Consider the following 8,414-nt stretch of genomic DNA (forward strand, 5'->3'; position numbering starts at 1 on the left):
CTCGTCCGCGGCTGCTCGACTCAACTGCGCGGTGGGGATGAGGGCACGTCGTACCGTACGAGTGACCTCGCGAAGGGCTCGCCGCTGCGCCGGGCGTACGTCATCCGTTCGCGGACCTCCCTCAGGGTGCGGGGGCGGTAGCCGGGACCGCCGCAGCAGCTCTTGTGGAAGCGGACGCCGGCGTGCAGCAGCACGGACAGCGTCCGCCAGGCCGCGGTGTCCCGGCGGCGGGGCGCGGCGAAGGCGGAGCCCACGTGGATCAGTGGCTTCGTGCAGCGGGGGCAGATCCGCTCCCTGTCCCTGTCGTAGGGCTGCTTGTACGAGGCACGGCAGGGCAGGCAGACGTACGAGGTCTTCGCGTGGGCCATGTCGGCAGGGTAGGCGCCGCCCGGGCGGAACTCGACGGGATTTCGGCATCGCGGGTGTCAGCAGGTCAGCTCGCCCGACGAGCCGGGCTCATCGGCGCCCGTGGAGAGCGAGATCTGCTTGACCTTTCCGGTGTAGTCGCCCACGGCTCCGTCCTCGGTCGCTCCGTCGGAGTAGTACAGGGCGGACGCCCAGGGCTCGGCATCCTTGCCCAGCCCGTCCATCAGTCCTTCCATCGTCGCCGTACGAAAGTTGATGTTCAGGCAGCCGCCGCCCATGTAGGACCAGTCGGGGTTGGTGCCCTCCGTCGGCTCCGTCGCCGACGCGTCGGACGGAAGCAGGGCGAGCGCGGCCTCCTGCGCCCGGTCTTCGCCGACCGGGGACGAGAAGACAACGTCCACGCTGATGAGATGCTCCTTCAGGGATGCGTCGGGTGGGACGGTGGCGCAGACGACCTCGTCCTTCGCCAGGCGATAGGCCACGGGGTCGCCGATGGGCATTCCCGTCTGTGCCGCGCACGCCTTGGACCACGAGATGCATGGATAGCGTCCGTCCCACCAGGTCAGCGGCGAGGCGAGTCCCCGGCCGCCGAGGTCGTCCTCGGACGGTCCGCCGAGGGTCTGCTCGGGAAGAGGGGCTTCCTTCAACGGGGCGACGTGGGGACAGAACTCCGTCCGCAGGAAGTCGGCCATCGCGGCGGCCTGGTCCTCGGTCGCGCCGTCCGCCTCGTCCGAGTACCGGATGCCTTCCCATGTCCGGTATCCGACGGCCACGTTGCGGCAGGTGGTGACCTGGACGGTCGCGAGTCCACGGCGGTCCTCGATGCCGGTTTCGACTCCTTCGCCGAGACCGTAGTTGTTGGCGTCGCCGATCTCGCCGAGCTGGTTGACCAGCGCGTCGTCGACACCGGCGGCGGCGAGGTAGTCCTCGAGAGAGGTGTCGTCCCCGGTCGTCGTCTCCGCGTGCTCGGCGGCCGAGTCCGACTCGGCCGCCGCCGGTGCCGACTGAACCCCGGTCACGTCCTCCGAAGCGGCCGATGTGTGCGCGGCGGAGGGTCGGGGGTCACTCCCGCAGCCGCCCACGGCGAGCGCGGCGGCGACGATGCATGCGGTGCCGGCGGCGCGGCGGTGTCGGGACATAGGGCAACTCCGTTGGCGAAGGCTTGGTCGGTGCGTCGGTCGGCGGGCAGGCCGCAGTCAGCGGTCCCGCCGGGCTCGCCATTCCAGCAGCGCGTCCCTGGCCGTCTCGAAGTCCATCGGGCCCTTCTCGATGTGGAGTTCCGTCATATACGCGTAGGCTCTTCCGAGCTCGGCTCCGGGACGGATGCCGAGAATCTCCATGATCTGGTGGCCGTTGAGGTCCGGGCGGGCGGCCTGCCGTTCGTCCTCGATCGCCAGGCGCTCGATGCGCTCTTCCAGGGAGTCGTAAGCACGCGCGAGCGCATGTGCCTTCCGCTGGTTCTGCGTGGTGCAGTCGGCACGGGTGAGTTTGTGCAGCCGGTCGAGCAGTGGGCCGGCGTCGCGGACGTAGCGGCGCACAGCGGGGTCGGTCCACCTCTCGTCGACATAGCCGTGGAACCGGAGATGCAACTCCACCAATCGGACGACGTCCGCGATCAGTTGCTCCGGATACGCCAGGAAACGTAGTCGCTTGCGGGCCATCTTGCCGCCCACCACTTCGTGGTGGTGAAAGGAGACGTGACCGTTCCGTCCGGTCCGGCGCGTGCGTGGGGTACCGATGTCGTGGAGCAATGCGGCCCACCGCAGTGTCAGGTCGGGCCCTTCCGTTTCGAGGGCGATGGCCTGGTCGAGGACCTTCAGGGTGTGCTCGTAGATGTCCTTGTGACGGTGGTGCTCGGCGCTTTCGAACCGCAGGGCCGGCAGTTCCGGCAGAATGTGTTCGGCGAGTCGCGTGTCGACCAGCAGGCGCAGACCGGCACTGGGCCGGGCCGCGAGCATGGTGGCGGTGAGCTCTTCTCGCACGTGTTCGGCGGGGATCTCGGTGACCCGTCGCGCCATCGTGCACATCGCGTCCCTCAGCTCCGATACCGGTTCGAAGCCGAGTCGGGCGGCGGAGCGAATCACTCGCAGCACCAGCGGCGGGTCATTGGCGACCGACGCCATAGGTGCGCGCGGCGTGCGCAGTACGCGCCGCTCCAGGTCCTGAAAGCCACCGAACGGATCCGTCAGGGTCACGTGCGACAGTCCGAGGGCCATGGCGTCGATGGTGAAATCACTGCGCCGTAGGTATGCCTCCAACGCCTTTTCGTGTTCCTCGCGTCGCGGTGGTCTTCTGGAGGCACGATCGCGCGACGGTGTCGGACATGAACTGATCCGTATGGTGTAGCTGTCGGCGCCCACCACCTTGCGCAGGCGCACGACACCGGGCGGGCCGACTCGGTGGACCCGAACCTCGTCCCCCCAGCCATGAATGACCTGCCGCACCTGCTGCGTGTCGGAGTGCGTGACGAAGTCGAGTTCGCGCCCGACACTCCCCGCCAACGCCTGGCGCACTGAGGCGCCGACCAGCATGAGGCCGAACCCTGCGGCGGTGAAGCGGTGGAGGAGATCGTCGACGACCGGCGGGAGCCCTGCGCGCGCCGCCTTCGCCCGGGGATCGACAGGTGCATCGAGTGCGGCCTCGGCCGTCTCGCGCGATGGGGAGACAGTGGCCGGCGGCTGCTCCTCCCGCCCTCCCACTTTGCCCCGTTCGGTTGCCGGTCGCCGCGGCTGAGGCGCCGACGTCCCAGTCCCCTCCGCTCTCTTGAGACGCAGAAGGTCGCCCCCGGGAGCCGCTTCGAGGGACGGCGTCACGATTCCCAGGTCACTGAGGCGGCACCGTTCGAGAATCGTCCACTGAACCTTGTGATCAGGCGACTGCGTACCGATCGACACCTCACGCGTGCCATCACGCGTCTCGCACCGGAAGCGCAGTGCGTGTCCGGTAGCCCGTACCTCGTACGCGGAGAGTTCGCTCTCGGGGCCGTACGCGCGAATCGTAGGGCTCTTGCCAGGCGCGGCTTCGAGCCTCCTGCTGTCGTCCTTCCACTCGGAGAAGGAGCGGCGGACCATCTGTACGTGCAGAAGGCGACGCCGCCCTTTCGGGCCGAACCGGATCTCGATCGAGTCGCTGCGGGCATGGGCCTGCCGGACGTACGCGACCGTGACCTTCCCCTGTCCCCGCCCGCGCAGCCAGCGGACTAGGGCCTCTCCGATGTACAGGTGGTCCGCGCTGTTCTCCCCCACGGCGGTGCGGCGGCACCGTACGGGCGGGCGGTGGGCGAAGTGGGATTTCCTGTCACCGCAGGCGCGCAGGGTCAGCACCTGGCCGCAGCCTCCTAGGAGGACACCGCAAGTGAACGCGTCGGCGCCGCGAAGCTGCCGGAGACGCTGGGCATCCTCTTTCTCGAAGGGGAGAAAGACGGGCTGATGCCCCTGGGATCCGCCCAGGACGGCGGTCTGTACCTTGCGGTTGTCCTCTTCGGTCACGGCCGAGGCCATCTCCACGCACCCTCATGTCTCACGCGAACGTCACTGGTGGCCACCCGCCGTCCGGTCTGCCCCCCAGTGGACGCCGACGAGCTCCCTGTGGCCGTCGGAACCGCGCACGGGGGGGACCCTCCGGCATCCATTGCCTCCCCGGAGCGAGGACGCCTCCTGGCGGGGGAACACCGCAGGCAAATCAGTATCACCTCCATGCACTTAGTTCACAAGAGACGAATCCATGGATCTATGCCATCGACCTGGCGGGTCCGTTCATGGAGCGAGTCAACCGAAGAGCGCGCGCGGTAGGGCAGGAGGGCCCCGCACACTCTCAGGCGATCGTGTCGCGCCCTGTTCTGGAAGTGCCTGGATGACCGCGACGGGCGACACACGACCACGATGCGGCGGAACTCATCGACGCGCCCCTACGAGCTATTCGATACGCCGCAGAGGCCGGATTCGGTACTGCTGCTTTCAGCCGCTGGCACTGACCTCAGTCTGGCACTCACGGACTGCTGAGGACGTGCCGCCAACTCGACACGTTCGGCGCTCACTCAGCCTTGTTCGTCCCCTTCCGCCTCGCCCCCGCGCCGACGGCGCGCTCGCTCGGCGATCCCGCCGGCGAGTTTGCCCTTGACCGAACCGGCCCGGTCGAGGGTCACCTTGCCGCGGCTTCTGGCGGCATCGACGCCCTTCGCTCCTGTCTCGAGCGCCTTGTCCCTCACCTCGGCGGCCGCCTCCACCCATCGTCTCGCCTCCGACGACCGGCGACCGGACTCGATCCCGAGCCGCTCGTGGAAGTCATGGACACCGATCGCCATATGGTTGCTCGACTGCACCACAGCCGGGGACTTGGCCGGGTGCAGCAGCACCTTCGCGTTGGCCGTGCCGGCGACCGCATTCATCCGGGCCACCAGCCGCTCGGTGCTCCGCGATATGAGTTCCTGCCGGTCCTGCCGGGCGGCCTTCAGTCCGAGGCGGTGACCGTCCAGCTCCTCCGGGGAGGCGTCCAGCACCCGGTCGAGTTCGAGCACCGCGATCGCGTCCTGCAGTTGGAAGCAGCGAGCCAGAACGGCGAGCCACTCCCGAACCGGGGACTCGGCTTCCCTGACCGTCGCGGCGAGATCACCGATCTTGGACTGCCGCTCCATCTTTTCCGCGATCGCGTCGAGTTGACGCAAGGCGTACACCTGGGTCTCCGCGATCGCCGTCGGCGCGTCCTGCACCTTCGACCACATGGTCTCGTCGACCCTGGCCCTCTTCTCGCGGATGGTCATGGTCTCGTCGATGACGATGCCCACTCCGATCATGCGGGACAGCACGGTGTCCTTCTGGGCGCGCAACACGTCCTCGACCTTCGCGTCGATCGCGGCGAGATAGTCGGTGATCTCGTCCATGCTCTGTTGCATCGCAACCTGCGACATGAGCTTCGCGGCATTGGCGAGAGCCGCCGGGTTGGTCAGAAACGATCGGGGTCCCTTCACGAACTCCACGAATCCCCTGATCTGGCCCTTCTGACCCTTCACCACACCCGTGCTGAAACCGGTCTTCGAGCTTTCTCTCAGCCCGTACTTCTTGACGAGCTGTGCCGACTTCGGAGTCAGCTTCACCCAGCGACCGGAGTCCGCGGCGAACTCCGAACCCGCCTGCGCGACTGCGGCCCCCGCACCGAAGACGGACTTGAGCCACTGCGGTCCGAGATCCTTCGACGACGACAGTCCCTCCGAGATGAGGAAGCGGTCGACATCCGCCGCGTTCCCGATGACCATCAGTCCGTCATCGTCACTGACCAGCTGAATCTCGTTGTCCATCGCCCGCTCCTGAAGTCGCTTGTCGCAGTTGTGGGTGGTCGGGGTGCGCGCGGCGATCGCCGGGCAGGGCCGAGCTCTTCCGATGACGGGAGAGCGGGGTGCCGGCCCAGACAGGGCCAGGGCGCGTTTCCCTTGCGCCGACGTGGAGTCGACGTCCGGGCCGACACCAGTTCCTCATAGTTCGGGACGTGCTCGAGTCGGCGCGTCGTTCGGCCGGCAGCAACTCGGGCCCGAACCAGCCTTCCTGGCCTGCCATGTCGCGGCGCCCGACAACCGGTGCCATCGCTGCGGAACTGGAAGCGCACACGCTGCCTGGCCGCGCCCACCCGTTCACGCATTCCCCCCGGCCATGCGCGCCTGCCCGCCGAGAGGGCGAGCGGCAGTTGATCGCCATCAGTATGGGACCCATTCACTCAGTTCACAAGGGGACGCATGTTCACTTCGCGCATTCGAACAGCGCTCGCACCGCCAGTGGCATAGGTTCGACAGTCGTCGGAATCCGAGGTCGGGAGGGCACATGCAGAAGGGCACTCTTGAGTACGAGCAGGCTCTGGACGCCGTGATCGAGATCCTGCGTTCACGGGCACGCCAGGGCGCGGTGCCCATTCCGTACGGTGATCTCAGCAGCGAACTGGCACGGCTCGGTCATCACGTCCCCGCCCACGAGGGCCCCATGCCCTACCTCTTGGAGGACGCCTCCGTCCGGGAGAGCCCGGACGGATCGCTGCCCCTGCTGTCGGCACTCGTGGTGCTGAAGGACAGCCGCTGGCCGTCCGGCGGCTTCTTCAAGCTGGCCCGGCGCGCACCGTACAAGCGGCCAGGCGACGACGTACTGCTGTGGACCCGGGAGATCGAGAAGCTGGCGGAGCACTACGCCGGTCACTGACGGCCTCCTTCGTCGGCGTTGCGGTGGCTTTCGCCGGGCCTGTCCCGGACGAGGGATGGGCAGGCCTCACGAGACCGTGGTGCGGGTCTGCACCTCCGCCCAGACCGTCTTCGTGTACGCGTCGCGGGCCGAGCATCCCCAACGGTCGGCATAGGCCTGGACGAGGAACAGTCCGCGGCCCGAGGTCTCGTCGACGGGCTGTGGCGGCACGGACGGCGGGAGGCGTTCGGGGCGGGTGTCCGTCACCTCGACGCGGAAGCTGTGGGGCAGGAGGAGCAGCGCCAGGCGGAAGTCCCGGGCGGGGAGGCTGCCGTGGCGGATCGCGTTCGACGCCAGCTCGGCGGCCACGAGGGCGACGGTGCGGGCCGGGTCGGAGTCGTACGGGAGGCCCGTCCACTCGGTGAACTGCTGGACGGCGAGCTGGCGGGCGAGGCGAGCGCCGCGTCTCGTACTGCTGAAACGCAGGGTCAGTTGGTGGACGGGAGCGAGAGGCGGATTCGCTTCGTCGGTGAGCTGATGGTGAGTCACAGTGTCAGCGTGACTGGGCGAACGGCCCGCTGACCAGGTACGACGGCCGTACGTCGTCCTCGTCGTACGGCGTGGGCGGCCGGCTGTGGACTTGGTTGTACGGGGCTTGTACGGGCGTTGTACGGGTCCGGCGCGTGTCCCGGTTCCCGCGCGTCGCGTTGGGCATGGACCGGTGGCGAGCGCGGCCGTGGGCGGGGCGCGGAGCGGGTTGGAAGGGCGTGGGACTGTGAGGGCGGTACGGGACGTAGGGGACACGCGGACGGGGCGCGGCGCGAAGACGAAGGACGAGGTGCCCGATCTGCCGGGCGTGTGGTCGGCGTACGGGGCGCTGTTGCAGTACCTGCGCAAGCGGGCCGGGTTGAACCAGCAGCAACTCGGGGACGCGATCGGCTACTCGCTGGAGCAGGTCGCCTCGGTCGAGCAGGGGCGACGGCCGGCGAAGGCAGCGTTCACGGTGGCGGCGGAGCGGGCGCTGGAGGCGGGCGGGGTCCTGGAGGCGCTCCAGGGGGAGGTGGATCGGGCGAAGTTGCCGAGGTTCTTCAGGAATTTCGCGCTCTTTGAGGCGGAGGCGGTGAGCCGGTTCGACTATGAGCCACTGTTGGTGCCAGGGCTGTTGCAGACGGAGGTGTACGCGCGCGCCCTGTTCGCCGGGCACTGCCCGCCGCTGAACGAGGACATCATCGACCAGCACACGGAGGCGCGGCTGAGTCGGCAGAAGCTACTGACGCGGGTGCCGCTCGCGGAGTTGTCGTTCATCATCGGCGAGGAGGCACTGCGAAATCCGGTAGGCGACAGGGAGGTCATGCGCGGACAATGGCAACACCTCTTGGGTGTCGGGGCGTTGCGAAACGTGGAGGTCCAGGTCATGCCTGCTGCGTGCGGGTTCCACTCCGGTCTGAACGGGCCGTTCGTGGTGCTGGAGACCAAGGAGCACCAGCACCTCGGCTACATCGAGTCTCAGGCAGTCGGGTGCGTCGTGCATGATCCCGCAGAGGTCAGTGCCTTCGGGATGCGGTATGGCAAGCTGCGGTCGCAGGCTTTGAGCGGCGTCGAGTCTGCGCGGCTCATCGAACGGCTGGTGGGAGAGACATGAGCGTGGAGCAGGTATCCGAGAACGTGAACGGGCTGCGCTGGTTCACGAGCAGCTACAGCGGCTCGGGAGGAGGCAACTGCGTGGAGGTGGCTGCCGGCCTGGACGCCGTGTACGTACGGGACTCGAAGGTCGTGGGCGGCGGGCCGGTGCTGCGGGTAGGCCGGGGCGAGTGGGCGGCGTTCGTGGGCTCGCGGTGGAGTAGGGCCGAGCACGGCTCCTGAGCGCAACAACGGGCTCGCTCACGTCAC

The 8,414-nt window shown here is 68.3% G+C and carries 9 protein-coding genes; 3 read left to right on the forward strand and 6 right to left on the reverse strand.

Annotated elements, in window-relative coordinates:
- Positions 1–20: 20 nt before the first annotated feature.
- From ACX28W_RS00810 to ACX28W_RS00825, 4 genes are all read right to left on the reverse strand, one after another.
- Positions 21–368 carry a deoxyxylulose-5-phosphate synthase gene (locus ACX28W_RS00810; protein ID WP_381191892.1) on the reverse strand — a complete coding sequence of 116 codons (348 nt, stop codon included), beginning with the start codon at positions 366–368 and terminating at the stop codon, positions 21–23.
- 57 nt (positions 369–425) lie between these two features.
- On the reverse strand, positions 426–1,505 hold the full coding sequence (locus tag ACX28W_RS00815) for a hypothetical protein (RefSeq protein WP_458996786.1): 1,080 nt from the start codon (positions 1,503–1,505) through the stop codon (positions 426–428).
- Between the two features lie 57 nt (positions 1,506–1,562).
- Positions 1,563–3,866, reverse strand: coding sequence for a CCA tRNA nucleotidyltransferase (locus ACX28W_RS00820; protein WP_458996787.1), 2,304 nt, complete (start codon positions 3,864–3,866; stop codon positions 1,563–1,565).
- 536 nt (positions 3,867–4,402) lie between these two features.
- Entirely contained in the window at positions 4,403–5,659 is a 1,257-nt protein-coding gene (locus ACX28W_RS00825) for a hypothetical protein (RefSeq protein ID WP_458996788.1), read from the reverse strand.
- A gap of 517 nt (positions 5,660–6,176) precedes the next feature.
- Between ACX28W_RS00825 and ACX28W_RS00830 the strand changes: the two genes are divergently transcribed.
- Entirely contained in the window at positions 6,177–6,545 is a 369-nt protein-coding gene (locus ACX28W_RS00830) for a hypothetical protein (RefSeq protein WP_458996789.1), read from the forward strand.
- A gap of 66 nt (positions 6,546–6,611) precedes the next feature.
- Here ACX28W_RS00830 and ACX28W_RS00835 read toward each other — a convergent pair whose 3' ends face one another.
- On the reverse strand, positions 6,612–7,073 hold the full coding sequence (locus ACX28W_RS00835) for an ATP-binding protein (RefSeq protein WP_458996790.1): 462 nt from the start codon (positions 7,071–7,073) through the stop codon (positions 6,612–6,614).
- Between the two features lie 4 nt (positions 7,074–7,077).
- The gene (locus ACX28W_RS00840; RefSeq protein WP_458996791.1) at positions 7,078–7,239 is read right to left on the reverse strand and encodes a hypothetical protein; all 162 of its coding nucleotides are present in this window, start codon (positions 7,237–7,239) and stop codon (positions 7,078–7,080) included.
- A 60-nt stretch (positions 7,240–7,299) separates the two neighbouring features.
- Between ACX28W_RS00840 and ACX28W_RS00845 the strand changes: the two genes are divergently transcribed.
- Positions 7,300–8,166 carry a helix-turn-helix domain-containing protein gene (locus ACX28W_RS00845; RefSeq protein WP_458996792.1) on the forward strand — a complete coding sequence of 289 codons (867 nt, stop codon included), beginning with the start codon at positions 7,300–7,302 and terminating at the stop codon, positions 8,164–8,166.
- Positions 8,163–8,387: a DUF397 domain-containing protein gene (locus ACX28W_RS00850; protein WP_458996793.1), complete on the forward strand. Its 225-nt coding sequence runs from the start codon at positions 8,163–8,165 to the stop codon at positions 8,385–8,387. Before ACX28W_RS00845 ends, ACX28W_RS00850 begins: the two co-directional genes overlap by 4 nt.
- The last annotated feature ends 27 nt before the right edge of the window (positions 8,388–8,414 follow it).

This window comes from Streptomyces sp. SD15, assembly GCF_054462255.1.

Coding starts and splice junctions, on each gene's coding strand:
- ACX28W_RS00810 (WP_381191892.1), bottom strand. CDS start 368: ATGGCCCACGCGAAGACCTCGTACGTCTGCCTGCCCTGCCGTGCCTCG.
- ACX28W_RS00840 (WP_458996791.1), bottom strand. CDS start 7,239: ATGCCCAACGCGACGCGCGGGAACCGGGACACGCGCCGGACCCGTACA.
- ACX28W_RS00825 (WP_458996788.1), bottom strand. CDS start 5,659: ATGGACAACGAGATTCAGCTGGTCAGTGACGATGACGGACTGATGGTC.
- ACX28W_RS00815 (WP_458996786.1), bottom strand. CDS start 1,505: ATGTCCCGACACCGCCGCGCCGCCGGCACCGCATGCATCGTCGCCGCC.
- ACX28W_RS00850 (WP_458996793.1), top strand. CDS start 8,163: ATGAGCGTGGAGCAGGTATCCGAGAACGTGAACGGGCTGCGCTGGTTC.
- ACX28W_RS00820 (WP_458996787.1), bottom strand. CDS start 3,866: ATGGCCTCGGCCGTGACCGAAGAGGACAACCGCAAGGTACAGACCGCC.
- ACX28W_RS00830 (WP_458996789.1), top strand. CDS start 6,177: ATGCAGAAGGGCACTCTTGAGTACGAGCAGGCTCTGGACGCCGTGATC.